Annotated in this window: 29 protein-coding genes and 2 pseudogenes; 12 read left to right on the top strand and 19 right to left on the bottom strand. The window is 64.9% G+C overall.

Translation table 11 applies throughout. The features are described from left to right. Nucleotides 1–9: 9 nt before the first annotated feature. The 16 genes and pseudogenes from ACZ5KU_RS16205 to ACZ5KU_RS16130 all read right to left on the bottom strand — a co-directional run bounded on the left by ACZ5KU_RS16205 (nt 10) and on the right by ACZ5KU_RS16130 (nt 10,774). On the bottom strand, nt 10–372 hold the full coding sequence (locus ACZ5KU_RS16205) for a TIGR03745 family integrating conjugative element membrane protein (protein WP_054058730.1): 363 nt from the start codon (nt 370–372) through the stop codon (nt 10–12). Between the two features lie 36 nt (nt 373–408). After that, nucleotides 409–648, bottom strand: coding sequence for a TIGR03758 family integrating conjugative element protein (locus ACZ5KU_RS16200; RefSeq protein ID WP_054058729.1), 240 nt, complete (start codon nt 646–648; stop codon nt 409–411). Further along, nucleotides 645–974: an integrative conjugative element protein, RAQPRD family gene (locus tag ACZ5KU_RS16195; protein WP_081005974.1), complete on the bottom strand. Its 330-nt coding sequence runs from the start codon at nt 972–974 to the stop codon at nt 645–647. Before ACZ5KU_RS16195 ends, ACZ5KU_RS16200 begins: the two co-directional genes overlap by 4 nt. A gap of 102 nt (nt 975–1,076) precedes the next feature. Next, the gene (locus ACZ5KU_RS16190; protein ID WP_464735827.1) at nt 1,077–1,325 is read right to left on the bottom strand and encodes an IncC plasmid conjugative DNA transfer DtrJ family protein; all 249 of its coding nucleotides are present in this window, start codon (nt 1,323–1,325) and stop codon (nt 1,077–1,079) included. A gap of 21 nt (nt 1,326–1,346) precedes the next feature. Then, nucleotides 1,347–1,551 (bottom strand): annotated as a pseudogene (locus ACZ5KU_RS16185) (IncC plasmid conjugative DNA transfer DtrJ family protein); the annotation flags it as partial. 136 nt (nt 1,552–1,687) lie between these two features. Next, nucleotides 1,688–1,948 carry a hypothetical protein gene (locus ACZ5KU_RS16180; RefSeq protein WP_054058727.1) on the bottom strand — a complete coding sequence of 87 codons (261 nt, stop codon included), beginning with the start codon at nt 1,946–1,948 and terminating at the stop codon, nt 1,688–1,690. Nucleotides 1,949–1,955: 7 nt separating this feature from the next. Beyond that, nucleotides 1,956–2,398: pseudogene (locus ACZ5KU_RS16175) on the bottom strand (integrating conjugative element protein). Between the two features lie 67 nt (nt 2,399–2,465). Further along, nucleotides 2,466–3,023, bottom strand: a complete 558-nt coding sequence (locus tag ACZ5KU_RS16170; RefSeq protein ID WP_241494382.1) for a lytic transglycosylase domain-containing protein — start codon at nt 3,021–3,023, stop codon at nt 2,466–2,468. Next, nucleotides 3,020–3,730, bottom strand: coding sequence for a TIGR03759 family integrating conjugative element protein (locus ACZ5KU_RS16165; protein ID WP_054060428.1), 711 nt, complete (start codon nt 3,728–3,730; stop codon nt 3,020–3,022). Before ACZ5KU_RS16165 ends, ACZ5KU_RS16170 begins: the two co-directional genes overlap by 4 nt. Beyond that, nucleotides 3,727–4,410: a hypothetical protein gene (locus ACZ5KU_RS16160; RefSeq protein WP_464735826.1), complete on the bottom strand. Its 684-nt coding sequence runs from the start codon at nt 4,408–4,410 to the stop codon at nt 3,727–3,729. Before ACZ5KU_RS16160 ends, ACZ5KU_RS16165 begins: the two co-directional genes overlap by 4 nt. Further along, on the bottom strand, nt 4,407–4,940 hold the full coding sequence (pilL2, locus tag ACZ5KU_RS16155) for a PFGI-1 class ICE element type IV pilus protein PilL2 (RefSeq protein ID WP_464735825.1): 534 nt from the start codon (nt 4,938–4,940) through the stop codon (nt 4,407–4,409). Before pilL2 ends, ACZ5KU_RS16160 begins: the two co-directional genes overlap by 4 nt. 174 nt (nt 4,941–5,114) lie before the next feature. After that, a complete protein-coding gene (locus tag ACZ5KU_RS16150; RefSeq protein ID WP_054060431.1) occupies nt 5,115–5,420 on the bottom strand; it encodes a hypothetical protein in 306 nt (101 codons plus the stop codon). Between the two features lie 359 nt (nt 5,421–5,779). Further along, nucleotides 5,780–8,149 carry a PHP domain-containing protein gene (locus ACZ5KU_RS16145; RefSeq protein ID WP_416769059.1) on the bottom strand — a complete coding sequence of 790 codons (2,370 nt, stop codon included), beginning with the start codon at nt 8,147–8,149 and terminating at the stop codon, nt 5,780–5,782. Between the two features lie 49 nt (nt 8,150–8,198). Beyond that, the gene (locus tag ACZ5KU_RS16140; RefSeq protein ID WP_419735957.1) at nt 8,199–8,948 is read right to left on the bottom strand and encodes an ABC transporter permease; all 750 of its coding nucleotides are present in this window, start codon (nt 8,946–8,948) and stop codon (nt 8,199–8,201) included. A gap of 7 nt (nt 8,949–8,955) precedes the next feature. Next, nucleotides 8,956–9,945, bottom strand: a complete 990-nt coding sequence (locus ACZ5KU_RS16135; protein WP_054063221.1) for an ABC transporter substrate-binding protein — start codon at nt 9,943–9,945, stop codon at nt 8,956–8,958. A gap of 13 nt (nt 9,946–9,958) precedes the next feature. Continuing rightward, nucleotides 9,959–10,774 carry an ABC transporter ATP-binding protein gene (locus ACZ5KU_RS16130; protein WP_464735824.1) on the bottom strand — a complete coding sequence of 272 codons (816 nt, stop codon included), beginning with the start codon at nt 10,772–10,774 and terminating at the stop codon, nt 9,959–9,961. A 143-nt stretch (nt 10,775–10,917) separates the two neighbouring features. On the opposite strand from ACZ5KU_RS16130, the gene ACZ5KU_RS16125 reads away from it, so the two are divergent. From ACZ5KU_RS16125 to chrA, 4 genes are all read left to right on the top strand, one after another. Continuing rightward, a complete protein-coding gene (locus ACZ5KU_RS16125) occupies nt 10,918–11,640 on the top strand; it encodes a GntR family transcriptional regulator (RefSeq protein ID WP_054060459.1) in 723 nt (240 codons plus the stop codon). A gap of 110 nt (nt 11,641–11,750) precedes the next feature. After that, complete coding sequence (locus tag ACZ5KU_RS16120; RefSeq protein ID WP_464735823.1) at nt 11,751–12,242, top strand: GNAT family N-acetyltransferase; 492 nt, start codon at nt 11,751–11,753, stop codon at nt 12,240–12,242. Between the two features lie 66 nt (nt 12,243–12,308). Then, nucleotides 12,309–13,250 carry a chromate resistance protein ChrB domain-containing protein gene (locus tag ACZ5KU_RS16115; protein ID WP_081006074.1) on the top strand — a complete coding sequence of 314 codons (942 nt, stop codon included), beginning with the start codon at nt 12,309–12,311 and terminating at the stop codon, nt 13,248–13,250. Next, nucleotides 13,243–14,622 carry a chromate efflux transporter gene (gene chrA, locus ACZ5KU_RS16110; RefSeq protein ID WP_464735822.1) on the top strand — a complete coding sequence of 460 codons (1,380 nt, stop codon included), beginning with the start codon at nt 13,243–13,245 and terminating at the stop codon, nt 14,620–14,622. Before ACZ5KU_RS16115 ends, chrA begins: the two co-directional genes overlap by 8 nt. Nucleotides 14,623–14,763: 141 nt before the next feature. On the opposite strand, the gene ACZ5KU_RS16105 is transcribed toward chrA, so the two are convergent. Next, on the bottom strand, nt 14,764–15,297 hold the full coding sequence (locus ACZ5KU_RS16105) for a LysE family translocator (protein WP_464735821.1): 534 nt from the start codon (nt 15,295–15,297) through the stop codon (nt 14,764–14,766). A gap of 177 nt (nt 15,298–15,474) precedes the next feature. Between ACZ5KU_RS16105 and ACZ5KU_RS16100 the strand changes: the two genes are divergently transcribed. Together ACZ5KU_RS16100 and ACZ5KU_RS16095 are read left to right on the top strand one after the other, a co-directional pair. Beyond that, complete coding sequence (locus ACZ5KU_RS16100; RefSeq protein WP_464735820.1) at nt 15,475–15,621, top strand: Lrp/AsnC family transcriptional regulator; 147 nt, start codon at nt 15,475–15,477, stop codon at nt 15,619–15,621. Next, nucleotides 15,618–15,926, top strand: a complete 309-nt coding sequence (locus tag ACZ5KU_RS16095) for an Lrp/AsnC family transcriptional regulator (RefSeq protein ID WP_464735819.1) — start codon at nt 15,618–15,620, stop codon at nt 15,924–15,926. Before ACZ5KU_RS16100 ends, ACZ5KU_RS16095 begins: the two co-directional genes overlap by 4 nt. Before the next feature lie 37 nt (nt 15,927–15,963). On the opposite strand, the gene ACZ5KU_RS16090 is transcribed toward ACZ5KU_RS16095, so the two are convergent. Together ACZ5KU_RS16090 and ACZ5KU_RS16085 are read right to left on the bottom strand one after the other, a co-directional pair. Next, nucleotides 15,964–16,509, bottom strand: coding sequence for a VOC family protein (locus ACZ5KU_RS16090; RefSeq protein ID WP_464735818.1), 546 nt, complete (start codon nt 16,507–16,509; stop codon nt 15,964–15,966). A gap of 58 nt (nt 16,510–16,567) precedes the next feature. Further along, complete coding sequence (locus ACZ5KU_RS16085) at nt 16,568–17,320, bottom strand: SDR family NAD(P)-dependent oxidoreductase (RefSeq protein ID WP_464735817.1); 753 nt, start codon at nt 17,318–17,320, stop codon at nt 16,568–16,570. A gap of 108 nt (nt 17,321–17,428) precedes the next feature. On the opposite strand from ACZ5KU_RS16085, the gene ACZ5KU_RS16080 reads away from it, so the two are divergent. From ACZ5KU_RS16080 to ACZ5KU_RS16055, 6 genes are all read left to right on the top strand, one after another. Further along, complete coding sequence (locus ACZ5KU_RS16080; protein ID WP_464735816.1) at nt 17,429–18,346, top strand: LysR family transcriptional regulator; 918 nt, start codon at nt 17,429–17,431, stop codon at nt 18,344–18,346. 218 nt (nt 18,347–18,564) lie between these two features. Continuing rightward, nucleotides 18,565–18,900 (top strand): nuclear transport factor 2 family protein, encoded by a 336-nt coding sequence (locus tag ACZ5KU_RS16075; RefSeq protein WP_464737414.1) that lies wholly within the window; start codon nt 18,565–18,567, stop codon nt 18,898–18,900. A gap of 209 nt (nt 18,901–19,109) precedes the next feature. Beyond that, a complete protein-coding gene (locus ACZ5KU_RS16070) occupies nt 19,110–20,603 on the top strand; it encodes an aldehyde dehydrogenase (protein WP_464735815.1) in 1,494 nt (497 codons plus the stop codon). Between the two features lie 270 nt (nt 20,604–20,873). Beyond that, nucleotides 20,874–21,797, top strand: a complete 924-nt coding sequence (locus tag ACZ5KU_RS16065; protein WP_416773502.1) for an ABC transporter substrate-binding protein — start codon at nt 20,874–20,876, stop codon at nt 21,795–21,797. A gap of 15 nt (nt 21,798–21,812) precedes the next feature. Then, nucleotides 21,813–22,616, top strand: coding sequence for an ABC transporter permease (locus ACZ5KU_RS16060; protein ID WP_416769055.1), 804 nt, complete (start codon nt 21,813–21,815; stop codon nt 22,614–22,616). Beyond that, entirely contained in the window at nt 22,604–23,437 is an 834-nt protein-coding gene (locus ACZ5KU_RS16055) for an ABC transporter ATP-binding protein (RefSeq protein ID WP_054060468.1), read from the top strand. The genes ACZ5KU_RS16060 and ACZ5KU_RS16055 overlap by 13 nt, the downstream gene beginning before the upstream one ends. Nucleotides 23,438–23,477: the final 40 nt, after the last annotated feature.

Below are 23,477 nucleotides of genomic sequence, written 5' to 3'. Positions count from 1 at the left end.
GTCATCTCCTCACAGCACCTCGGTGCCCTTGGTCAGCAGCCAGATCACCACCACCAGCAACAGGGCGCCGACGCCGCAGGTGAGGCCGAACTGGCCCCAGGTCTTCCTGCCGTTCTGCACCTCGGAGTAACTGCTGTAGGCGTGGTAGGCCACGCCACAGAATGCGGCGGCGGCAATCGCCAGGGCGATCAGTGCGACGATGTCGTAGCCGTGGTTCTGCAGGGTCTGGATGATGCCGTTGCCCTCGCCGCGGCTGGGTGGTTGCAGCTCGGGCAGGGCGGCGAGGCCCGTGCCGGGTGTCAGGGCCTTGCCGGCGGCCAGGCAGAGGGTGAAGGGACGGAACAGTTTCCTGAAGAGCGAGAGGATGGTCATCGGGGCCTCCATGGCGTTGTCGAAATTTGCGCAAAATCACCGCAACAGCAGCAGGGTGAGCAGGATGTAGATCAGCAGCACCTTGATCGTCAGTCCGGCGAACCGGCCCTGGGATAGCTGGCCGCTCGCCCAGCCCCGGTAGGCGCAGGCGATCGCCCAGGCGGCGAAGATCAGGGCGACGGTCAGGGCCAGGCCGGTCAGCAGGCCGGCGCTCTCTTGCGGGGTGAAACCGCTCATGGCCTGGAAGGCACTGAGCTGCGAGGGGGTCATGCTCATGGCGTTTCCCCGGCGGCACGGGTGTAGTGCCCGCTCGGCTCCGGCACGGCACGGGGCTGCGCCCGCGCTGGCGAGAGATAGTGTTCGATGCCTTGGCGAATCAGCTCCAGGTCGGCGGAAAGCTGCGAATAGTCGAAGTTGAACCGGGCGTGCTCGTCAGTGGGCAGGGCGGCGTCGGTGTACACCTGCCGGTTCATGGTATCGAGCAGGCGCAACAGCCCGGCCAGACGGGTGCGCTCATGAGCCGTCGGCTCGGCCTGGGCCAGGCCGGTGGCCAGGCCGAGCAGCGCCAGGAGGTAGTGCGGGTATTTCAAAGCATGGGGCATACAGGCGTTCCGCTCGAAGAAAGTTCGCTGAGCGTGCCGCAGACGCTGGAGGGGAACAGCCGGAAAACAGGATCGGATGGCGTGGGTTTACGGCTCTGGCGCTTACAGATATTTCTTGAAGCTGCCGACCGAGATGCTCACCGCCAGACCCAGGGCCAGTGCCCCCGGCAGTGTCACCAGCAGCGGATTGACGCTGAACGGCAGCGCGGGGTAAATGATCCATGGCGCGACCCAGAGCGGCGCGATCAGCCGCTTGGCGCGGTGGTAGATGAACCCCGATTCCCTGCCGGCGCCAAAGCGCCGCAGGTCCCTGCGCACCAGGCCATCCACCACGGCGCCGAGGAGCACCATCAGCACCGCCCGACCGGCTGATCCAGTCGATCAGCCCGGTTCTCTCGAAGCACCATTCGTACACCTGCGTGATGATCCACCGGGCCGTCTGTTCGGGCTGCTCGAGCAGCAGGCTTGCGGGGTGTGCAGCGCAGATCCACGCCAACTCGCGGTCGAGCATGTCCCGCGAGCGCTGCCAGCCTTCTTCCGGCCAGAACAGCAACAGGCCGAACCACTCGCTCAGCACGCTGAAGAACAGCGCCACCAGCAGGATGCCGAACAGGCTGAAGGGCAGTTCCAGGATTTTGCCGAGCAATCCCTTTTCACGTGTTGATTGCGGGTGTCTGGCGGTGGGTGTGGTGCTTGGCACGGGCTCGCTTCCTTCAATGAATCGCGACTTCACGCAGCTCGAAGCAGAGCAGCAGTGTCCCGGCCAGCGGGTCGCGAACTTCGATCCCCCGGGGGCCGACCCACCTTGGGCTCAGGCCGTTGTCCTCCAGCAGGGGGTAGAGGGCCTGGCCATCGAGCATTCCCAGCTGGGCGAGGCCGAGCAGATCGCTCAGTTCAGCGCAGATGGCCGGCACCGAGGCATGGGGCGCCCATACTGCGACGAAGCGCAATTCCACCCGGGTCGGCCACTTCATCGGGGCCTCATTGATCCAGGCCGGTTTCGGTCACCAGCACCGGGTAATGCTCGATACCCAGGCGCCGGGCGAGGTCATCGGCTGAGGCCGGGGCCATGTCCAGGCCCTTGCGAGCAGGCGCAACTCGGCCAGAGCCGGCAGCCGTTGCACGTTGACCACCAGGCCGACCGCCTTGAGGTCGCGCAGTACCTCGACCCGTTCCCGCAGCCAGTGTCGCGACAGCTCGTCATCACCCACCAGAAAGATCGGCCGCAAGCCGGGGATGTTGTGGACGCGAGGTGCGATCCGCCCGGGTTTGAGGATGACAGAGCGGACCGGCAGCATGTCCGCCTCTGCGTAGGGGCTCACGCGCACGGTGGGCAGTTGCATGGCCTTACCCGGCCGTGGCGCTGCGGACAGGTTGAGTGAGCGGTAGTAGGCCAGCGCGGAGGTACCGCCCAGGTCCTCCACGACCTTGAGCTCAGCCTCGGTCGCAAAGGGAACCAGCAGCATCAGGGCGCCGAGAGAACGAAGGGTTTCATGGGGTGTTCCTTCCTTGAACCAGTCCATGTGAAACGCGCGCCAGCTGGCGCGCGAAGGCCTTGCGATAGCGTTCGGCGGGCGCACCCCCGACGGGCCGGTGATAACGCCCGGCGGTGGTCACCCAATCGATGCCGGGCTCCTTGTGCTCCAGCAGCAGGTGGGTGACGACGCTCAGGTTGCGGTACGGGTCCAGCGCCTGGCAGGGGTGAGTGAAATGTTCGCCGTTCCAGCCCAGGTTGACCTGGCCGAGCCCGGCGTCCACCCGTTTGGCGCCGACCTCGTGGATCGCCAGCAGCAGGGCGCGGCAGGCTGATCGACGGTCGGCGAAGCGCCGGGCCTCGCCGGCGACATTCAGGGTCCAGGGCCAGGGTATCAGCCGGCCGCGCAGCCGGGCGCCACTCTCCTGCAGGGCCAGCGCGTACAGCACCTGCGCCGGCACCGGGGTGCCTTGCGTTGCCCAGCGGTAGGCCAGGGGGGGCGCCGCAGCGACCGGCAGGCTCAGCAGGCCGGCAACGGTCAGAACGCCCCACAGGCGCAGATGGCCCGGGCTCATTGCCGTCGCCATTGACCGTTCACCGGGCGCATCACGGCGGGAACGGGCCCGCTGTCGCCCAGGCGGGCCCAATGCCCGGCATCATGGTTGAGGGTGATTTCCCGCCGCCGCACCTTCTGCGGATCGATGCCGGCCTGCCTGGCCCAGTCCCGTAGCAGGCTGTCGTTGCCGCCGTTGTCGAGCAGGTAGAGATCGAAGCGCTGGCCATCGCGTTGCAACTGCCCGACGCGGGTGATGCAGCTTTGGCAGCCGGGTTTCACGAAAACGGCGAGCCGGCCGGCGGCCTCGACCGGTGAAGCCAGAGCGGCGCTGCCGATCAGGTTCACTGGCAACTGATCGGCGTACAGCCGTTTATAGGCCCTGTCGTAGGCCCTCTGGTAATCGAGCAGCTTCTGCAGGCGGGCGAATTCGGCCTGAGCCTGCATCTGCGCATAGCGCTCCTGCTCAGCGGAGTCTCGTGCTTCGATGCCAAGGGCCGTCAACGGGTCGAGTTGGGGGGAGTGCACACCCAGCGGGCCTTCCATCAGGCGACGATAGCGCTGCCATTCTTCCTGTTTGAGCCCCCATTCGGCGGCGCGCTGCTGGTCGAGGGTGCTTTGCCGGTAGAGGCGATCTGCCTCGGTCGTCTGAGTGACGGGTTGTGCCATGACCGGCACCGACAGGAGCAGACCGCTCAACAGCCACCCACATCGTTGTTCGTCCCTCATGGTATCGACACCGCCGTGGCAGATCCGTCAGGCTTGACCCAGTGGGCCTTTCCCGAATCCAGGGCGGTCAGGCGCCAGCCCTGGAACAGCATGCCGGGCCGCAGCAGGTGCACATCTCCCAGCCGTTGCAGGCCCTGGGGCAGGACCGCCAGAAATGCCTCGCCCGCCCGGGACTCAAGGCCCAGGAGGGTGAAGGGGGGCGGGCTGGGCTTGGCGCTCACGGGGTTTGTCTTACGAGCTTTCGGCCTGGTTGAGGCACCGGGTGGCGCAGCCGCGGCCGTCGGCGTGGCGGGGCAGGTCGAGGAACACTTTTCCACGGTGGCCTGGAGCATCAGCAAGGTGCCTTCGCTGTGCTGCAAGCGGGTGCTCATGGCCGTCAGGTCCGCGGCAAGGCTGTCGACGGTGCGAGTGGTCGTCTCCAGCGCGCTCAGGCGCTTGAGCAGCGACTGCTGCGCGTGCTGGAAGTCTTCCTTGAGCACGCCCTTGAAGGGCTGCATGCCTTCCAGTTCATGATCGATCCGTTGCAATTGCTGTTGCAGGCTGTGTATCCGCTCGGCGGTCTGTCTTGCCTGCATCGCGTCCGAGAGGGTCGAGAGCCGGTCGGCGAAGAACACCGCACAACCCACCACCAGCAGCACCGTTGCGCCTTGTACCAGTGCACTGCGTGAAGGCCGTTTCATTCTCGGCCTCCGGCCAGCGACGTCGCGCTGAAGCAGATGCGCCTGGCGCGCTCGTCGATTTCCACCTGCCAGGCCGGCCCGGCCAGGGCCAGCAGGGCGTTGCCGACCGTGATCGGGCCCAGCCGGTAATGCGCGGCGGGCAGCGGGTGGGCATACAGCACTTGCACCCCCTCGGGCGCGGGGCACAGGCGATAACCCGAGCGGCGCAGGACATGGATCATGGCGTCCTGGACACTGGGGTTCAGGTGATCCGGTATGCGGATATCGATGACCTGGCGCAACAGATCCAACTGGTCGGCCCGTGGCGCGGTGTTGACCAGGGTGTAGCGCGCCAGTCGCAGTGGCGGTGACAGCTCGGGGTGCAACGGACGGTCCCGGGACACAACCGGCAGCAGCGCCCCCGCAGAGTCACTGAGCCCGGTGGACGCAGGTGGCGGTTCTGGCGAGACGCAGCCGGTCAGCGCGATCGCCGCCAGCGGCACTGCAAGCGTTACAAGAGCGGCCAGGGGCCGGGTAGGGGAGCCATGCATCCAGGTGTCCTCACGCGGTGTTGAGCACAGGGTTGCAAACCTGCGAGACCGTCACCGTCAGGAAACTGGATTGCGATGCGCGTTATTTCAGGCGGCCTCTGACCGCGAACAGGAAAAAGCCCGCCGAAGCGGGCCTTTTCTTGAGGTTGTGCCCGGGGGCGAGAATCGCGACGGTCACCCGGGCCATTCTTCCTTGAGCGAAAGCAGCAGGTACGGCAGCCCGTTTTTCCTATTCAGCAGGCTGAGCACCAGTTGCAGACGGAACCGTTTCCCCTTGAGCGGGCACAGGTCGAAATGCACCTGCTCGGCCTCAGGTTGCCGGTTGTGGGCCTTGGCCGCTGCGCCAAGCAGCTCCCGCAGGCGGATTTCGAAGGTTGACCCCCGTTGGCCCCTGTAGTCCTTTACGGCTTTCTTCCATAGCCGCGGGGTCAGGATAAGGGCGTGCCTGAAGGTAGCGCCCGCCTGTTGCGGTTGGGACATATGACTTCTCCTGTTGGAGAGAAACCACCGGTCCCGACCGGGAGGTGATTTCCCGGTTGAGGTAACAAGACGATGCAGCAGGTCACGCCCGTATGCTTGAGCGTCTGCCCTGGGCGGATGCAAGAGTCGGGGAGAACAGCGCAGTCACAGTGAGGCTTCCATCGACGGAGGTCGATCGGTCGCATGACTGGAAGCGCTGCGACCTGGAGGCGGACCCTACGCAATGGCGTATCGTAGCCCCTCGGATCCAAGCTACATCGGCATGGTGCTGAAGATGTCAGCGGTATGCCCCCACACAATGAATAATGCTGTGGGGGCTGTCAAAACCCGATCTGCTACAGGTTCTTTCGGGGCCACCCTCAAAGTGTGACGAATAGCGCCGAGGTCCAGACCCGCGACTGGTCACGCTGGCGGGCGCTGATGAACAGCGGATGTTCACGGCCTTTTTCCAGGTTCAGCGAGTTCAGCTCGATCCGTCCCGCCACTTCGCGTGGTAGCGGCGCCTCGCTGATCTGTTCCAGCGAAACCTGCAGCTCGGCACCCGACAACGGCTTGACGAACGAGCCGCTGGCCAGCAGTTCCTCGCCGCTCAGATGCAGCGTCACCGTCGGGGCATGCACGTGCGCAGGCGGTGTGAGCGGGTCGCCGACCTTGACGTAGCCATCGATCCGCAACTGCACGTTGAGGTGGGCGCCGGCCAACTGGGAAATGTCGATTTCCAGGCTGTCGGTGTCGCCGTTGGTGTCGGTCTTCAGGGCCAGGGTGGTGGCGTCCTTGCGCCAGGCCACCTGTTCGGGGTGGTCGGCACCGAGGAAGCGGAAGGCGTTGATGGTTGCGCCGGTGAGGCTGATCTCGCCCGTCCAGTAGGCGCCGCGGTAGCGGTCCTTGATCCGTGCACCGCCCAGGCGCAGACGGATCCGCCGTGGCGACAGGCCGGCCTCTGCATGCAGGTTGCGCGACCAGATGCGCTGTTCGCCACGGAACAGTTCGATCTGTTCCCAGCCGGCGTCGCCCAACAGCCGGTAATCCAGGGCGGTTTCACCGTTGACCGTCAGCACATCGCCCATCAGGTGCTCGCCCAGGCGCAACACCGCCAGGCTGCGTTCGCCGGTGGTCGCGAAGGTGTGGCGGGCACGCAGGGCCCGGCCGACGCCGGCCCGGTCGAAGCTCTCGGCGATCACGCCGGTCAGGCCGCCGCGCGAACCGAACACCGCCGTGGCCGGTACACCGCCGCCGCAGCGGCCCTGGTGCTCGTCGCTGTTGGCCGCGGCACCGACCCGGTAGCCGCGCTGCAGCGCTTCGGCGTAGACCCAGTGGAACTGGCCCCAGGCCGAGCCGACTTCCACCAGGCGCTCCAGTTCGGGGTGGTGCCAGTCGAGGTTGCAACGTCGACCACCGACGTGGGGCATCATCAGGTGGCCTTCCGGGTTGTGCGCGTAGGCCGCGTACAGCTCATCCACCGGCCAGGCACCGGGCTTGATGGTGCCGGCGGTGAACTCGTTCCATTCGAAGGACCGCACCAGGCGTCCCTGGGCATCGAACGGGAACTGCGGCTTGCCCTCGTGGAGGAACACCACGTTGCGGTCGCCGCCGGCGCAGGAGTTGCCGCACCACTCGGTACCCGGATAGCAGACGAAACGCCCCGGCTCGTTGAGTTCGTGGATCAGCTTGACTGCCGCATCCCAGCGCTGCTCGGTGATGTTGAAATCGTTGGCGGTATAGCCGAGCACATCGAGGCCGGCGACATCACGACCGTAGCTGAGGTTGTACAGGGTGTCGTTGGTGCCCACGGTGTCATCGGAATGCACGTGCAGGTCGGCATACAGTGGCCGCAGCGTGCCGAGTGCCGCATCGACATTGACGAACGCCGAGCCGGGTTGCACGCCGGCCTGCCCGGTGACGGCCTGGATCGACCATTCGCCCTGCGCCGTCAATTCGATGGTCGGCACCCGCAGGATCGCCCAGCCTTCGCCGGCCAGGGTGAAGGGCAGGCGCCGGATCTGCTGCGCAGGCCCGGCCAGCGTGAGTTCGCCGGTCAGTGGTGTGTGTCGGCAGGTGTTGCCCCAGGCGTCGTCCGCGCGTACCAGGAGGTCGAACGGCTGGCCTTCGCCGACCAGGCGCGGGGCGATCACCTGCAGTCGCTCCGGTGCACCGGGAATGATGTCCAGCAGCAGGTCGCCCGGTACTTCGGCGAACTTGGAACTGCCCAGTGGGTCGATGAACAGGCGCAGGCGGAAGTCCTTTTCGACGAAACTCTGCACGCGGGTGCCGGCACCTCCCTGGCGGCGGTCGCCGAGGCGGATGATGATGCGGTCGCCGGGGTTGAGATAGCCGTCGACGATGTCGATCAGGATGGCCTTCTGGAAGGGCCGCTCATGGCCCTTCTGGTCGAAGCGCACCTTCAGGTGCTGCACCGTGGCCGGGCTCTGGCCCGGCACCAGGTCACCGGCCTGGTACTCGGCGCTGACATAGTTGGCCGCCGTCGGGTCGGAGGTCTGGAACAGCGCCCAGTCCGAGTAGAACTTGAACGCCAGCTTGAGCCAGGCGCCGTCGGCCAGGCCGCTGGCACCGACCTCGTAGACGAAAGTGATCTCGTCCCACTGGCCGGCCACCAGGGTCTGGCGGTCGCACTGGATGCTGCCGAGGAAGGGGCGTGCCTTGTTGCGTTCGTAGAGCCCGCTGGGGGCGATGTACGGGCCGGCGTCACGGGGATCGAAGGTCTGGCTCACGGGAATACCTCGTTGGAAATCGCAAACGTGATGGGAACGGCGGGGCGCCTCAGGCGGCCCGCCAGGATTGGTAGTGACGTTCGAGCCGGCGGAACACCAGGCTTTCCATCAGCCAGGCGAGCAGGCCGATGATGACGATGCCCAGCAGCACCTGGCTGCTGTTGCCGATCTGGCCGCCCATGGAGACCATCCAGCCGATGCCCTGGGAAGCGCCGATCATTTCGGCGGCCACCAGCGCGCGCCAGCCCTGGCTGAAGCCGATGCGCAGCGCGGCGGTGAGAAACGGCAGCGACGCCGGCAGGTAGATGTGCAGCAGCAGTTGCAGCGCAGTGGCGCCGAGGGTCCGGGCCGCGCGGACTTCGCCGTCGCGGATGCCCAGTACGCCCTCCTGCAGGGTGACGATCATCGGGAACACGGCGGCGATGAAGATCACCAGCATGATCGAGAAGAACCCGAGGCCGAAGATGATCAGGATCAGCGGTGCCCAGGCGATCGGCGGGATCGCCATGAACAGGCTGTTGAGCGGCGCGACGAACTCGCGCAGGCGCCGCGACAGGCCGGCGGCAGTGCCGACCAGCACTGCGACGATCACCGCGCTGGCGAAACCGACCAGTTCCTCCAGGGCGCTGGCGCGGAACTGCTTCCACAGCGAGCCGTCGTCGATCCAGCGCAGCGCCTCGGCGGCGACCACCCAGGGTTGTGGCAGCACGTAGCTGGGGAAACGGCTGGCCAGGACGATCCAGACCAGCAGCAGAAAGGGCAGCGAGGCCCAGCCCCAATGGGGTCTTGGCAATTTCATCGGCGGCTCAACGGGAGGCTTTCTGCAGGTAGGAGGTGTCCACCAGGTCCTTCAGGGGCACCGTGGTGTTCATGAATTTGAGCGCGTTGGAGTAAGCCATCAGGCGCTCGATGAATCGCTGGTCGGCGTCGCTCAGTTCGGCCGACCAGCCCAGGCGCTTGCGCGCTTCGGCGACGATGGCCCGGCCGTCGGCCTGGGTGCCGTCGGGGCGCTGCACCGGCTCGAGGCGGAACGCGTCGGCGATGATCGCGTTGGATTCGCTCGGGTGCTCGTTGAGGTAGGCAATGGCCCGGCGGTGGGCGCGCAGCAGTTTCACCACGTCCTCGGGACGCTCACGCAGGGTTTGCGGCAGGCCGATGACCACGTACCACGGGTATTGCGGCAGGGCCTGGTTCACATCCAGCAGCAGGCGGGCCGAGCCGCGCAGCAGGGCCTGGCTGACGAAGGGTTCCCAGGAGAAGGCGGCGTCGACGAGGCTGCGGTCGAGGGCGGCGTTCATGTTGCCTGGCGGCATGTCGACGATGTCCAGGTCACTGTCCGGATTCAGCCCGGCGCGCTCGCCGAGCACGTAGCCGCGCAGCAGCACGTCCATGCCGCTGCCTTTCTTCACGCCGGCCAGCTTGTGGCCCTTGAGCCCGGCCAGGTCGTGGATCTGGCTGTGGGCACCGGCCAGCACGGCGGCCTGGCCATAGTTGACCTTGGCCAGGATCACGCTCTTCAAACCCCGCGTATACCACTGGTACACCGGCGGTGCGCCGACGTAGGCGACGTCCAGCTCGTGGGCCGCCAGGGCCTGCTGGATCACCGGGCCGTCGCCGAGGGCCTTGATGTCGACGTCCAGTCCTTCGTCACGGTAGTAGCCGAGCTTGTCGGCGATCAGTACGGGGGCGTTGGCCATGGCGAACACGTAGCCGATGCGCAGCGGTTCGGCTGCCTGGGCCGGGGCCAGCCAGGAGGTCGCCGCCAGGGCGACCGGCAGAAGCAGTTTCTTGATCATGTCGGGCTCGTTGTCAGTGGGTGGAGTCGATGCGCAGGGGGGAAGCGGCCATGACCTCGCTGATGCGCGTCATCAGGTCATTGCGGTAGTCGAGAAACTCGGGCAACCGGCGGGTCTCGAGGTTGCTGCGCGGGCGCGGCAGGTCGATGGCCAGCTCGCTGTGAATGCCGCCGGGGGCAATGTTCATGACCACCACGCGATCGGCGAGAAACACCGCCTCGTCGATGTCGTGGGTAATGAACAGCACGGTCTGGCCCAGGGTGGCCCACAGGCGCAGGGTTTCCTCGTTCATCGCCGCGCGGGTGATCGCGTCGAGGGCGGCGAACGGCTCGTCCATCAATAGCACCTCGGGCTCCAGCACCAGGGCCCGGGCCAGCGAGACGCGTTGCTGCATGCCGCCGGAGAGCTGACGCGGCAACTGCCGTGCGGCGTGCTCCAGGCCGACCAGACGCAGGTATTTCAGGGCCTGCTGGCGTTGCTGTGCCGCGTCGCCACGACCGGCGAGCTTGAGCCCGAAGCGCACGTTCTCCAGGGTGCTGAGCCAGGGAAACAGCTGCGGGCTCTGGAACACGTAGCCCAGCCTGGGCAGCTCCGGCCGGGTCGGCAGGCCGTTGACCAGCACCTGGCCGGCCTTAGGTTTCTGGAAACCCGACAGCAGGTTCAGCAGGGTGGTCTTGCCGCAGCCCGAGGGCCCGAGAATGGCGACGAACTCACCAGGGCGAGCGCGCAGGTTCAGCCCCTTGAACACGGCATGGCCGTTCGGGTAGGCGAATTCGACATCCCGAACGCTGAGGGCATCGGGGGGCAGGTAAAGTTCGGCATGGGACATGGCAAGCGGCACCGAGTCATCTAGAATAGGCAATGCTTGGAATAATACGTATTAATACAAGTTGTCCCAAGACTAAATGGTCATAACCTTAGAAGCGAAGCGCCATCACCGTGCTTCATTCATTCCAACGGATCGGTAATCACGTGACTCTCCAGCGAGCAAGCGCCACCTCTCTCTACGAACAGATCGTCCAGCAACTGCTGCACGAGATTCAGCAAGGGCATTACGGTACCGACGGCAAGCTGCCGTCCGAAGCGGAGTTGATGGCACGTTTCGCCGTCAGCCGGGTGACCATCCGCCTGGCCCTCGGCAAGCTGGAAGAGGACGGCGTGGTGGAGCGCAAGCAGGGCAAGGGCACCTTCGTTGCCGCGCAGCAGGTTCGGCACAATCTGGATGCGCTGCGCAGTTTCCATGAGTCGTTGCTGCTGCAAGGGCTGCAGCCGACGATGAGCATGCTCGGGCATGAGCGCATCCCGGTGCCCGATGAATTGCGTAGCCTGTTCGAGGGCCATTGCGTGAAGGTCGAGCGCCTGCACTGGGTCGATCAGGAGCCAATCGCCTATGCCTGTAGCTATCTGACGGATGAACTGCGCGAGGTCGATTGGCAGGAGATGGCGCAGGTGCCGTTGTACTCGGTGCTCGAACGCACCACCGGGCGGGCGGTGATCCGCGCCGACATGGCCATCCGTGCCCGCGAAGCGGACAAGACCCTGGCCGCGCACCTGGGCGTCAAGCGCGGCACGGCCCTGCTGGTGATGGAGCGCACCTCCTGGTTCGACGATGACCGCTGCTGCGATCGCACGACCTTCTTCATCCGGCCGGAGCGTTATGCGTTCGTGCTCAGTGGGGTGTTCAAGAGCCGGTGACAGGACGGCGGGCTCCCCTGTCCAGGCGCGGTGCAACAAGGCTTGAAGCCAGGTGGGCGTCGAGGCTGATACCATTGCGCGATCATTGGTTCACTGTCTGGAACACCTTCATGAGCACCCCGTATTTCCGCCAACCCGTTGCCCAGGACGCCGAGCGCTGCTACGAGATCGAGATCGGCGCCTACGAGGGCGACGAAGCCGCCACCCTGGAAAAGATCCGCACCCGGATCGTGCAGTACCCGCAGGGTTTCCTGATTCTCGAGGTCGATGGCGGCATCGTCGGCTTCATCAACAGCGGCTGCGCCCATGAAGTGGTGATGTCCGACGAGGCGTTCAAGGAACTGGTCGGTCATGATCCCGTGGCACCCAATGTGGTGATCATGTCGGTGGTGGTCGACCCCGTCCACCAAGGCAAGGGCTACGCCAAGGTGCTGATGAACGAGTTCATCGCGCGCATGAAATCGCAGGGCAAGCAGACCATCCACCTGATGTGCAAGGAACAGCACGTCGAGCTGTACCGCAAGATGGGCTATGAGTACGTACGACCGTCGCCATCGGATCACGGTGGGATGGCCTGGCATGAGATGGTCATGTCGCTCTGAGTGGCTTGTAGAACCGGAGTAGCATGGTAGAGTAGAGCTAATAACAAATTATGTTTGAGGCTCTACATGAAAAGTTGGCTGCTTCTCGTGCTGGGGCTGCCTACCGCAAATTCGACCGAGCGCATGCGGGCCTGGCGGGCGCTCAAGGCGTGTGGCGCCAGCGTGCTGCGCGATGGGGTGTACCTGTTGCCCGAGCAGGCGGCTGGCCGGGAGGCGCTGGAGTCGGTAGAGCGTGAGGTCCTGTCCATCAACGGCACCGCGTACCTGTTGCGGGTCGATGACGACGGCGAGCGGTTTTTTCCGCTATTCGACCGCAGTGACGAGTACGCCAAACTGCGCGAGCAGATCGCGGCCTGTCAGCACCAGCTGACTTGCGACAACGCCCTGCAGACCGCCCGGCAGGTGCGCAAGCTGCGCAAGGCCTTCGCGCAGATCGGCACGATCGACTTCTTCCCCACGCAAGCCCGGCAACAGACTGATGAAACCCTGCAAGGGCTGGAAACGGCGATCAGCCGCACGCTGTCGGCGGACGAGCCCAGTCGTGGCGACGAAACGCTTCGCCTGTTGGCCATCGCGGACTTCCAAGGTCGCCGTTGGGCAACTCGCAAGCGACCGTGGGTGGACCGGCTGGCCAGCGCTTGGCTGATTCGCCGTTTCATCGACCGAAGCGGTGAGATTCTCTGGCTGGACACCCCCAGCGATTGCCCGGCCGACGCGCTGGGCTTCGACTTCGATGGGGCGACCTTCAGCCACGTCGCGGAGCGTGTCACCTTCGAAAACCTGCTGGCCAGTTTCCAGCTGGATGACCCTGCGCTGAAGCGCATCGCGGCGCTCGTTCACTATCTCGATGTGGGCGGCCAGCAGCCGGCCGAAGCGCCCGGTATCGAGCGGGTGCTGGCGGGGTTGCGCGAGAGCCTGGTTGACGATGACCAATTGCTGCTGGCCGCGAGCGGCATCTTCGACGGCCTTCTGGTTGCTTTTGCAAACGACGAGAAAAAACATGACTGACTCCCCTGTACGCGCCGCCGGGCAGGCGGCCGAGGCAAGGCCGCCCGTGAGCCTGTTCGAAGCCTTCCTGTTCTGGTTGAAGCTGGGCTTCATCAGCTTCGGCGGCCCCGCCGGACAGATCTCGATCATGCACCAGGAACTGGTCGAGCGCCGCCGCTGGATCAGCGAGCGGCGCTTCCTGCATGCCCTCAACTACTGCATGTTGCTGCCGGGGCCGGAGGCGCAACAGCTCGCCACCTATATCGGCTGGCTGATGCATCGCACCTGGGGCGGGGTGATCGCCGGGGCACTGTTCGTGCTGCCGTCGTTGTTCATCCTGATCGCCCTGGCCTGGATCTACGTGGCGTTCGGTGAGTTGCCGGTCGTTGCCGGCCTCTTCTACGGCATCAAGCCCGCCGTGACCGCCATCGTGCTGCAGGCCGCCCACCGCATCGGTTCGAGGGCGCTGAAGAACGCCTGGTTGTGGGCCATCGCCGCGGCGGCCTTTGTCGCGATCTTCGCCCTCGATGTGCCATTCCCGGCCATTGTCCTGGTGGCGGCGCTGGTGGGGTACCTGGGCGGCCGTTTCCTCCCGGACACGTTCGTCATCGGCGGTGGACATGCCGCGGCGAAGTCGAGCCATGGTCCGGCGTTGATCGACGATGACACGCCCACCCCCGAACATGCGCGCTTTCGCTGGGCGCACCTGCTGCGCCTGTTGGTGATCGGCGCGGCGCTCTGGGCGTTGCCCATGGGGCTCTTGGCCGCCGCATTCGGCTGGCAGGGGACGCTGACGCAAATGGGCTGGTTCTTTACCAAGGCCGCCTTGCTGACCTTCGGGGGGGCCTACGCGGTGCTGCCTTATGTTTATCAGGGTGCGGTCGGCCACTATGGCTGGCTGTCGCCGACCCAGATGATAGACGGCCTGGCCCTGGGCGAAACCACGCCGGGGCCGTTGATCATGGTAGTGGCGTTCGTCGGTTTCCTCGGTGGCTACCTGCAGCCGATGTTTGGCGCCGACCAGCCGTTTCTCGCCGGTGCGGTCGCCGCCAGCCTGGTCACCTGGTTCACGTTCCTGCCGTCGTTCCTGTTCATCCTGGCCGGTGGCCCGTTGGTGGAGTCCACCCACAATGAGCTGAAATTCACCGCGCCGTTGACCGCCATTACCGCGGCGGTGGTCGGGGTGATCGTCAACCTGGCGCTGTTCTTCGCCTACCACGTGTTCTGGCCGGACGGCATCGAGCGCCATACCGACTGGCCGTCACTGATCATCTGCGTGACGGCGGCCGTGGCCTTGTTCAGGTTCAAGCGTGGGGTGATTCAGGTGTTATTGGGGTGTGGCCTGGTCGGCATGCTGGTCTATCTGGTGCGGCATGGGCTGCTGGCTGGTTGAACGGTCCTGCGCTGAATGTGCAGCGACCCTCGAACTCTAGTGACCGCCGTAGGCACGCACAGTATTCTCCCACGCCGATGGTTCGTAGGAAACCGACTTAATCTCGGAAGGCCATTTCGTCTCTTTACCAGGTGTTACGAGCTACACACTCGTCAACCGCAAAATCGCCGGCAGGGTCGCCAACAGCAGCGTCACCGCCATCCCCGCATTGAAGACCAGCGCGAACCGTGGCCGGGTCAGCAATCGGCGAAACGCCACCCCACCCACCGCCCAGATGCCCACGCAGGGAATCGACAACGCCGTCAGCAGCGCCGCCGCGATGCAGAGATTCACCACGTGGTTTTCCACGGGAATGTAGGTCGCTGCCGCACTGATCGACAGTGCCCAGGCCTTGGGGTTGATCCACTGGAACACCGCGCCACCCACGAAGCCCATCGGCGGACGGCTGTCCTGATGCAGTTCCAGCGGACCGCTGCTGGCGATCTTCCAGGCGAGCCAGACGATGTAACCGGCTCCCAGCACCGCGAGCAGGGTATGGATGACCGGCACCGCTTCGAACAACTCGCCCAGGCCCAGCCCGAGAATCGCGAACTGCACGCCCACCCCGAAGGCGATACCGGCCACCAGTGGCAGGGTGCGCCAGACGCCAACCCGCGCACCCGATACCAGCACCATGGCATTGTTCGGGCCGGGGTGCCGGTCATGACCACACCAAAAAGCAGAAACGCGACAAGCACCGTGAGATCCGTCATGAACACCTTCAACGAGCGGTAAAAGAAGGTTGCTATTTTATTGTTTGAATCGCGCACATTGGTTGCATAATGGTGTTTGGATTTGGCTTTGGCGCAATAAATGACAGATATCGACAAAATTGACCGAAAAATATTGCGCGAGCTTTCCCGGGATGCGCGGCAGACCAATGTGAAGCTCGCCGAACGGGTGGGATTGTCTGCTTCGGCGTGCCTGCGGCGGGTGCAGGAGCTGGAGCGCTCGGGGTGATCACCGGCTACCGGGCGGTGATCGACAGGAGCAGGCTGGGCGCCGGCTTTGTCGTCTACGTGACGGTCGGGCTGTCCAATCACACCAGGGAAAGCCTCAAGGCATTCGAGCAAGCGATCAGCCAGTCGCCGGACGTGGTGGAGTTTCACACCATCACCGGCTCCATCGAGTACCTGTTGCGGGTCGAGGTCGCGGACATCAAGGCCTACAAGACCTTTCACACCGATGTGCTGGGAGTGCTGCCGCACGTCTCGTCGATCACCAGCCATATCGTGATGGATTCGCCGAAGAACGAACGCCCTTGAACCAGGGCGCTTGCGATCCGCATCGGCGCTGTTTCGGTCAATTGGCCGGCAGCGACACCAGCTCGATCTGCGAACCCCATGGTGTCAGGAAGTAGAACCACTGCACGCCATCGGGGTTGGTGATCGGCTCGTTCAGGACTTTCAGGCCCTTCGCCTTGATCACGGCCAGGCTGCGAGCCATGTCTTGGATCCGCAGGGCGAAGTGAGTGGCGCCGATGTCGTCCTCATGGGGTTGCAGGTGGTTGATCTTTGGCCCCTTGTACTGGAACAGCTCCACCTTGGCGCCGCCTTCCAGTTGCAGCATGACGAAGCGTTCCAGTTCGCTGGACTGATTCCAGCGGAACTGCTTCTTCCACTCGGCCGGAAGGGCACCCGGACGAATGTCCGAGATCACTTGGGCTCCCACCAGGTCGGTGAAGAGTTTCACCGCCGAGTCGATGTCGGGTACGTTCATGCCAACGTGGTCGATGGCCGAAACCTGCAGCGCCTCAGGGGTGGTTGCCGGAGTGCCGGCTGTGGCGGCCTGGGCCATCGAGACCAGGGCCAGGGACAGTGTCAACAGGGCAATTTTTGCTGTTTTCACGGGATATTCCTTGGGATGTAGGGTGACGAGGCCGCAGTGGCTGCGGCCTCCGTGCGGATCAGATCTGCGCCTGGCCACCGTCGACAAACAGCTCGGTACCGTTGACGAAGCTCGCGTCGCTCGAGGCCAGGAACAGTGCGGCACTGGCGATCTCTTCCGGCTCACCCACGCGTCCCTGCGGAATCTGCGAGGCCAGGTAGTCGAGCAGGCCTTTCTGCTGCGCCGCATCCGGGCCGGCCAGGTCGACCAGGCCAGGCGTACGGGTGGCGCCAGGGCTGATGGTGTTGACGCGCACGTTGCGGTCCTTCAGATCGAGGATCCAGTTGCGGGCGAACGAGCGCACGGCAGCCTTGGAGGCGGCGTACACGCTGAAGGCCGGGGTGCCGGAACTGGCGGCGGTGGAGCCGGTGAGGATCACCGAGGCGTTGTTGGCCAGCAGCGGCAGGGCCTTCTGCACGGTGAACAGCACGCCCTTGACGTTGCGGTCGAAGGTGTCGTCGTAGTGCTCTTCGGTGATTTGCCCCAGTGGCAGCATCGAGCCGCCGCCGGCGTTGGCGAACAGCACGTCGATGTGGCCGCGCTCGGCCTGGATGCGCTGGTAGAGGGCGTCGAGCTGGTCGAGGCGGGTCGAGTCGACCTGCACGCCAGTGGCGTTGCCGACCTGGGCCACGGCGGCGTCCAGTTCGGCCTGGCGGCGGCCGGTGATGTAGACGTGGGCGCCTTCCTGGGCGAAGCGTTTGGCGGTGGCCAGGCCGATGCCGGTGGTGCCGCCGGTGACGACTGCGATTTTGCCTTCAAGTTTGCCGATCATGGTGTTTCTCCCGTTGGGTAGGTGATGTGTTGCGAGATGGGAAAAGCTTATCGACGGGCTGATTTTTTCAAAATAGAATTGTCTGAAATCTATCGTTGCAGAAATGAAATGAGCAAATTGCCCGATTTTGAGGGCCTGGCGATGTTCGCCAAGGTCGCTGAAGAAGGATCGTTCGCTGCTGCCGCCCGGGTCATGGGGGTGTCGGTGCCGACGGTGTCGCGTGCGGTCGCCAGGCTGGAGGAGCGCTTGGGTGGCCGGTTGTTCAACCGTACCTCGCGCCAGTTGTCGCTGACCGAGTTCGGCCTGAGCATGGCGGCGAAGGCTGGCGACATCTACCGCCAGGCCGAGGAGGTGGAAAGCGAAGCGCAGGAGCTGTCGGTGCAGCCACGCGGGCAGGTACGCCTGGCGATCCCGATGTCGTTCGGCCTGCGCTGGATCGCGCCGCTGATGCCGGAACTGATCCGGCGCTTCCCCGAACTGTCGGTCGACCTGCATCTGTCCGATGCCTCGGTGGACCTGATCGCCGACGGCTTCGACGCCGCCTTGCGGATCGCCGCGTTGCCGGATTCGTCCCTGGTCGCCCGGCGGCTGTGTGCCGTGACCCAGTTCCTGGTGGCGTCGCCTGCCTATCTGGAGCAACACGGTCAGCCACGGCATCCACGGGAACTGGCCAACCGGCGGTGCCTCAGTTATGCCTACCGGGCCCGCACCCAGGTCTGGCGGTTCAGCCACGACAAGGGGGCTGAAGAAGATGTCGTTCCCAGCGGGCCGCTGCGGGTGACCAACTCCGACGCGATGATTCCGGTGCTGCTGGAAGGACTGGCGATCGCCGAATTGCCGGAGTTCATCGCCAGCGAATACCTTGCCGATGGTCGCCTGGTGCGCCTGCTGCCGGAATGGAGCATGACCCGTGGCGGCTTGTATTTCGTCACGCCGTCGGCACGTACGCGGCCGGTGAAGATCAGGGCGCTATCGGACTTTTTCGCCGAGCATCTCAGTGAACCTGCCTGGCGCTGGCCCAGGTAGAGCAGGGGCCATGATCGCGACTTTCGTTTCATAAATGAAAAGATGGATTTCTATCTTTAATGTTTTTGCTAGAAAGGGCCTTCGCTAGAGTGGAGTGCGTCGCCGCCGGTCACTGGCGGTAAACGAATCGACCACTCGAGGACTCCTCCGATGAAAACTGCCGTGCAACTGTTCCAGAACTACCTGGACGCCATCCAGAACCCCGCGCCGCCGCCGAACTGTTCGCCGAGGACGGCGCCCTGGAAATTCCCTACCTGAAATCGCTGGGCATCACCGACCGTGTCGAGGGCCCGGAGCAGATCGAGGCCTTCATCGCCTCACTGCTGAACAGGGTTCCGGCGTTCAAGTTCCGTCGTATCCGCTTCCTGATCGATACCTCGGACCAGGCCTTTGCCGAGTACGACGTCGAGGCGCCGGTGCCGGCCACCGGGCGCATCTACCGCCAGTCCTACGCCGGTCGGCTGGTGGCCCGTGACGGCAGGATCCAGTTGCTGCGCGAGTCGCTGGACACCGTCGCCGCCGCCACCGCCTTCGCGCCTCGCGATGCCGTCTGATCGCCTTTCGCGATTCCGCAGGGCCTGGCTGCGCAACAACCCGTGGGCCGGCCGGTCCGGCTACGTCTGTAAGGCCTTAGCTTTTTCCTGTTCAGGCAACAGGAAAAAGCTGGTTTCGCCGCGCGCCGGGTTCCCACCAGAATGCACTCCGACCCCGGGAGTACGTCGAGTGACGGCCCCGGATACACCACGCAACGCCTGGAGTGCGTATGAACGACCTCGACTATTGGCAGCAGCGGGCCGCCGGCCTGAGTTTTTGCGACAAGGCCCTGATCGATGGCCGGCCGGTCAGCGCCGCCGATCGTGCAACGTTCGACGCCATCAACCCGGCCACCCACCAATTGCTGGCCCGCGTGGCGTCCTGTGGCCAGGCCGAGGTCGACCTGGCGGTCAGCAGTGCCCGTCGAGCCTTCGAGCAGGGGCCCTGGGCACGCATGGCGCCGGGTGAGCGCAAGAGAGTGATGCTGCGCCTGGCCGAACTGATCATGGCCAACCGTGAAGAGTTGGCCCTGCTGGACTCGCTGAACATGGGCAAGCCGGTCATGGATGCCTACAACATCGACGTGCCGGGTTCGGCTCACGTCTTCGCCTGGTATGGCGAGGCGCTCGACAAGCTGTATGACCAGGTCGCGCCGACCGCGCCCAATGTGCTGGCGACCATCACCCGCGAAGCCCTGGGAGTGGTGGCGGCCGTGGTGCCGTGGAACTTCCCGCTGGACATGGCCGCCTGGAAGCTGGCGCCGGCACTGGCCGCCGGTAACAGCGTGGTGCTCAAGCCCGCCGAGCAGTCGCCATTCTCCGCGCTGCGCCTGGCCGAACTGGCCCTGGAAGCGGGGCTGCCGCCAGGCGTGCTCAACGTGGTGCCGGGCCTGGGTGAAAACGCCGGGCGGGCGCTGGGCCTGCACCCGGACGTGGACTGCCTGGTGTTTACCGGTTCGACCCGGGTCGGCAAGTACTTCATGCAGTATTCCGCCCAGTCGAACCTCAAGCAGGTGTGGCTCGAGTGTGGCGGCAAGAGCGCCAACCTGGTGTTCGACGATTGCCGGGATCTGGACCTGGCGGCGCAGAAGGCCGCGTTCGGGATCTTCTTCAATCAGGGCGAGGTCTGCTCGGCCAACTCGCGACTGTATGTGCAGCGCTCGATTCACGACGAGTTCGTCGAGCGTCTGCAGGCCCAGGCCCGCCAGTGGTTGCCCGGCAATCCCCTGGATCCGGTCAGCCGCGCCGGTGCGATAGTCGACGCCGGGCAGAGCGCGCGAATCGTCCAGGCCATCGACCGGGCGCGCGAGGAGGGTGCCCGGCTGGTGTGTGGCGGCCGGCGCCTGACCATCGACGGCTCGGACAACTTCATCGAACCGACCATTTTCGCGAACGTCGACAGCCGGATGAGCCTGGCCCGCGAGGAGATCTTCGGCCCGGTGCTGGCGATCAGTGCGTTCGACAGCGAGGAGCAGGCGGTGCGTCTGGCCAACGACAGCATCTATGGCCTGGCGGCTTCGGTCTGGAGTGATGACCTCAATCGTGCGCACCGGGTTGCGCGGGCGCTGAAGGCCGGTACGGTGTCGGTGAACACGGTCGATGCGCTGGATGTGACGGTTCCGTTCGGCGGGGGCAGGCAATCGGGTTTCGGGCGCGATCTGTCGCTGCATTCGTTCGACAAGTACACCCAGCTCAAGACCACCTGGTTCCAACTGCGTGGTTGAAACAGCCGTTATGTTTTTCCTATATCCACTCCATATATTTGATGCTTTCTGAGTAGGTATTCCTGAGGGAATATTGAAACACCACAGTGACAAGTTGCCGCCGGCTCTTTCGAAGCGGGCGCGATGCAATCCTCTTTTGGCCCATGGCCGGTACTGCCAGATAAATAACAACCAACCCAATAGGCAGCGGGAGTGCGTTTAATCATGTCAAACATCTTGCGTGGACTTTCCTTTCGTAAAACTCTCCTGGTTTCGGCACTGGCCGTGGGCATGGCCGGTACCGCGCAGGCGGGGTCGTTGTCCATCGGTCACACCACCTGGGTCGGCTACGGTACCTTGTACCTGGCGCGCGATCTGGGCTACTTCAAGGAGCAGGGGCTGGACGTCACCTTGACCACCATGGAAGAAGCGTCGATGTACATGGCCGCCCAGGCTTCGGGCAAGCTTTCGGGCTCCGCCTCGACCATCGACGAGATTCTCAAGTACCGCAGCAAGGACTTCTGCTTCCGGGCGGTCGCCGCTCTCGATGAAAGCCACGGTGGCGACGGGGTGCTGGTGGGCAAGGACGTCACCAGCCTCAAGGACCTCAAGGGCAAGCCCATCGCCGTGAACGAGGGCTCGGTGTCGCAGTTCTGGCTGTCGTACCTGCTCAAGCAGAACGGCATGAGCCTGGCTGATCTGGATGTGCAGAACATGACGGCTGACGATGCCGCCACGGCGTTCATCGCCGGCCGCGTGCCGGCCGCGGTGACCTGGGAGCCACACCTGTCGCTGGTGCGTGAAAAGGGCCAGGGCAAGGTCCTGGTCGACAGCAGTGCCACGCCGGGGGTGATCGTCGATGTGGTCGCGCTGTCGTGCGATGTGATCGACCGGCAACCCAACGATGTCAAGGCGCTGGTCAAGGGGCTGTACAAGGCCGTGCAGTACACCCATGACCACCCGGAAGAAGCCTACAAGATCATGGCCAAGGGCGTGGGTGGCTACCTGGCCGACCCCAAGGAACTGGCCGCGGCCGCCAAGGGCGTGCGTTTCTATGACCAGGCCATGAGCGAGGCCTTGCTGGGCACACCCGGCAAGCAAGGCGAGATCGCCGGCATCATCCGCCTGGCCGACGACACCTGGAGCAGCCTGCAGAACAAGACCCTGGACGTTTCCTACGGCGACCTGGTCGACACCCGTTTCGTCAAGCAATAAGGCGGAGGCTCCCTGATGATCGATCGTCAATCCTGGGGCAGTCGCTGCCTGACCCCGAAAGTCGAGCTGCCGGCAGCCCTGGTGTTCAGCACCAGTGCGCTGGGCTGGCTGCTGGTGTTCGGCCTCTGGGCCGGGCTGTCCTACGGCGGTGTGGTGCCGTCGATGTTTCTGCCCACGCCAGGGGCGGTGGTCGAGGCGGGCCTGCGCCTGGCCGCCGACGGCACCCTGGGCAAGCACGTGCTGGCCAGCGTCGAGGTGGTGCTGATCGGCTTTGCCGTGTCCTCGCTGGTCGCCGTGCCGCTGGGGTTGCTGATGGGCAGCTTCCGGGTGGTGCAGGCGTTCCTCGAGCCGCTGGTGAACTTCATCCGCTACCTGCCGGTGACGTCCTTCGTGCCGCTGTTCATCCTCTGGATCGGCATCGGCCTGGAACAGCGGGTCGCGGTGATCATCTTCGGTACCTTCTTCCAGCAGTTGGTGATGGTGGCCGACGTGTCCAAGGGCGTCTCCAGGGACCTGATCAACGCCTCCTACACCCTCGGTTCCAGCCGTCGCGACGTGATCGTGCATGTGCTCGGCCCGGCTTCGCTGCCGGGCGTGCTCGACACCTTGCGGGTGACCATGGGCTGGGCCTGGACCTACCTGGTCGTCGCCGAACTGGTCGCCGCCTCCAGCGGCCTGGGCTACATCAGCCTCAAGGCGATGCGCGGCTTCCAGGTCGACGTGATTTTCCTCGCTATCGCGGTCATCGGCCTGCTCGGCCTACTGACCGATCAACTGTTCCGGGTGCTTCGGCTCAAGGTGGTGTCATGGGCGCAGTAACTGCAATGCAAATGCCGGTCAACCCGGTGAAACAGCCGGTGGGTGCGCAGCCGCGACTGCAGGTGGATCAGGTCTGCCTGCGCTACCGCAGCCCTGACGGCAATATCTTCACCGCCCTGGAGAACGTCTCGCTGAATGTGCCGGACCAGCAGTTCGCCGTACTGGTGGGGCCTTCCGGCTGTGGCAAGTCGAGCCTGCTCTACCTCACGGCCGGGCTGGCCGAACCGACCTCCGGCAAGATCCATGTCGGCGGGCAACAGGTGCGGGGGCCGGGCGCGGACCGCGGCATGGTGTTCCAGAGCTATACGCTGTTTCCCTGGCTGAGCGTGCGCGACAACATCGCCTTCGGCCTCAAGCGCAAGGGCATGGCCGCCCGGGAGCGCAAGGAGATCGTCGATTACTACCTCGACGAAGTCGGCCTGACGGCTTTCGCCGAGCGTTATCCCAAGCAGCTCTCGGGCGGCATGATGCAACGGGTGGCCATCGCCCGGGCCTTGGCCAACGACCCGCAGATCCTGCTGATGGACGAGCCTTTCGGCGCGCTCGACAGCCAGACCCGCATGCAGATGCAGCAACTGCTGCTCAGGGTCTGGGAGCACAGCAAGAAAACCGTGGTGTTCGTCACCCACGACATCGACGAGGCCATCCTGCTTGGCGACCGGGTCTACGTGATGGGCGCACGACCGGGGCGGATCAAGCGCGAACTCAATGTGCCGATGCCGCGCCCGCGTGACATGGACATGGTGATGGAACGCGAATTCATCGAGATGAAGCGCGACATCCTCGGCCTGCTGCATGACGACTTGCAAGTCGCCCATTGAGGGGGAACTTCCAAACCTGTTTCACGGGTTTGGAAGTTGT

The organism is Pseudomonas sp. Tof1 (genome assembly GCF_055390395.1).
Note: the sequence above shows the minus strand (reverse complement) of the source record. Positions and strands in the feature narration are given on the sequence as shown.

Excerpts from the sequence above, each read along its gene's own strand:
- ACZ5KU_RS16205 (WP_054058730.1), bottom strand. The coding sequence starts at position 372 with ATGACCATCCTCTCGCTCTTCAGGAAACTGTTCCGTCCCTTCACCCTC.
- ACZ5KU_RS16200 (WP_054058729.1), bottom strand. The coding sequence starts at position 648 with ATGAGCATGACCCCCTCGCAGCTCAGTGCCTTCCAGGCCATGAGCGGT.
- ACZ5KU_RS16195 (WP_081005974.1), bottom strand. The coding sequence starts at position 974 with ATGCCCCATGCTTTGAAATACCCGCACTACCTCCTGGCGCTGCTCGGC.
- ACZ5KU_RS16190 (WP_464735827.1), bottom strand. The coding sequence starts at position 1,325 with ATGGTGCTCCTCGGCGCCGTGGTGGATGGCCTGGTGCGCAGGGACCTG.
- ACZ5KU_RS16180 (WP_054058727.1), bottom strand. The coding sequence starts at position 1,948 with ATGAAGTGGCCGACCCGGGTGGAATTGCGCTTCGTCGCAGTATGGGCG.
- ACZ5KU_RS16170 (WP_241494382.1), bottom strand. The coding sequence starts at position 3,023 with ATGAGCCCGGGCCATCTGCGCCTGTGGGGCGTTCTGACCGTTGCCGGC.
- ACZ5KU_RS16165 (WP_054060428.1), bottom strand. The coding sequence starts at position 3,730 with ATGAGGGACGAACAACGATGTGGGTGGCTGTTGAGCGGTCTGCTCCTG.
- ACZ5KU_RS16160 (WP_464735826.1), bottom strand. The coding sequence starts at position 4,410 with ATGAAACGGCCTTCACGCAGTGCACTGGTACAAGGCGCAACGGTGCTG.
- pilL2 (WP_464735825.1), bottom strand. The coding sequence starts at position 4,940 with ATGCATGGCTCCCCTACCCGGCCCCTGGCCGCTCTTGTAACGCTTGCA.
- ACZ5KU_RS16150 (WP_054060431.1), bottom strand. The coding sequence starts at position 5,420 with ATGTCCCAACCGCAACAGGCGGGCGCTACCTTCAGGCACGCCCTTATC.
- ACZ5KU_RS16140 (WP_419735957.1), bottom strand. The coding sequence starts at position 8,948 with ATGAAATTGCCAAGACCCCATTGGGGCTGGGCCTCGCTGCCCTTTCTG.
- ACZ5KU_RS16135 (WP_054063221.1), bottom strand. The coding sequence starts at position 9,945 with ATGATCAAGAAACTGCTTCTGCCGGTCGCCCTGGCGGCGACCTCCTGG.
- ACZ5KU_RS16130 (WP_464735824.1), bottom strand. The coding sequence starts at position 10,774 with ATGTCCCATGCCGAACTTTACCTGCCCCCCGATGCCCTCAGCGTTCGG.
- ACZ5KU_RS16120 (WP_464735823.1), top strand. The coding sequence starts at position 11,751 with ATGAGCACCCCGTATTTCCGCCAACCCGTTGCCCAGGACGCCGAGCGC.
- ACZ5KU_RS16115 (WP_081006074.1), top strand. The coding sequence starts at position 12,309 with ATGAAAAGTTGGCTGCTTCTCGTGCTGGGGCTGCCTACCGCAAATTCG.
- chrA (WP_464735822.1), top strand. The coding sequence starts at position 13,243 with ATGACTGACTCCCCTGTACGCGCCGCCGGGCAGGCGGCCGAGGCAAGG.
- ACZ5KU_RS16105 (WP_464735821.1), bottom strand. The coding sequence starts at position 15,297 with ATGGTGCTGGTATCGGGTGCGCGGGTTGGCGTCTGGCGCACCCTGCCA.
- ACZ5KU_RS16100 (WP_464735820.1), top strand. The coding sequence starts at position 15,475 with ATGACAGATATCGACAAAATTGACCGAAAAATATTGCGCGAGCTTTCC.
- ACZ5KU_RS16085 (WP_464735817.1), bottom strand. The coding sequence starts at position 17,320 with ATGATCGGCAAACTTGAAGGCAAAATCGCAGTCGTCACCGGCGGCACC.
- ACZ5KU_RS16080 (WP_464735816.1), top strand. The coding sequence starts at position 17,429 with ATGAGCAAATTGCCCGATTTTGAGGGCCTGGCGATGTTCGCCAAGGTC.
- ACZ5KU_RS16070 (WP_464735815.1), top strand. The coding sequence starts at position 19,110 with ATGAACGACCTCGACTATTGGCAGCAGCGGGCCGCCGGCCTGAGTTTT.
- ACZ5KU_RS16065 (WP_416773502.1), top strand. The coding sequence starts at position 20,874 with ATGGCCGGTACCGCGCAGGCGGGGTCGTTGTCCATCGGTCACACCACC.
- ACZ5KU_RS16060 (WP_416769055.1), top strand. The coding sequence starts at position 21,813 with ATGATCGATCGTCAATCCTGGGGCAGTCGCTGCCTGACCCCGAAAGTC.
- ACZ5KU_RS16055 (WP_054060468.1), top strand. The coding sequence starts at position 22,604 with ATGGGCGCAGTAACTGCAATGCAAATGCCGGTCAACCCGGTGAAACAG.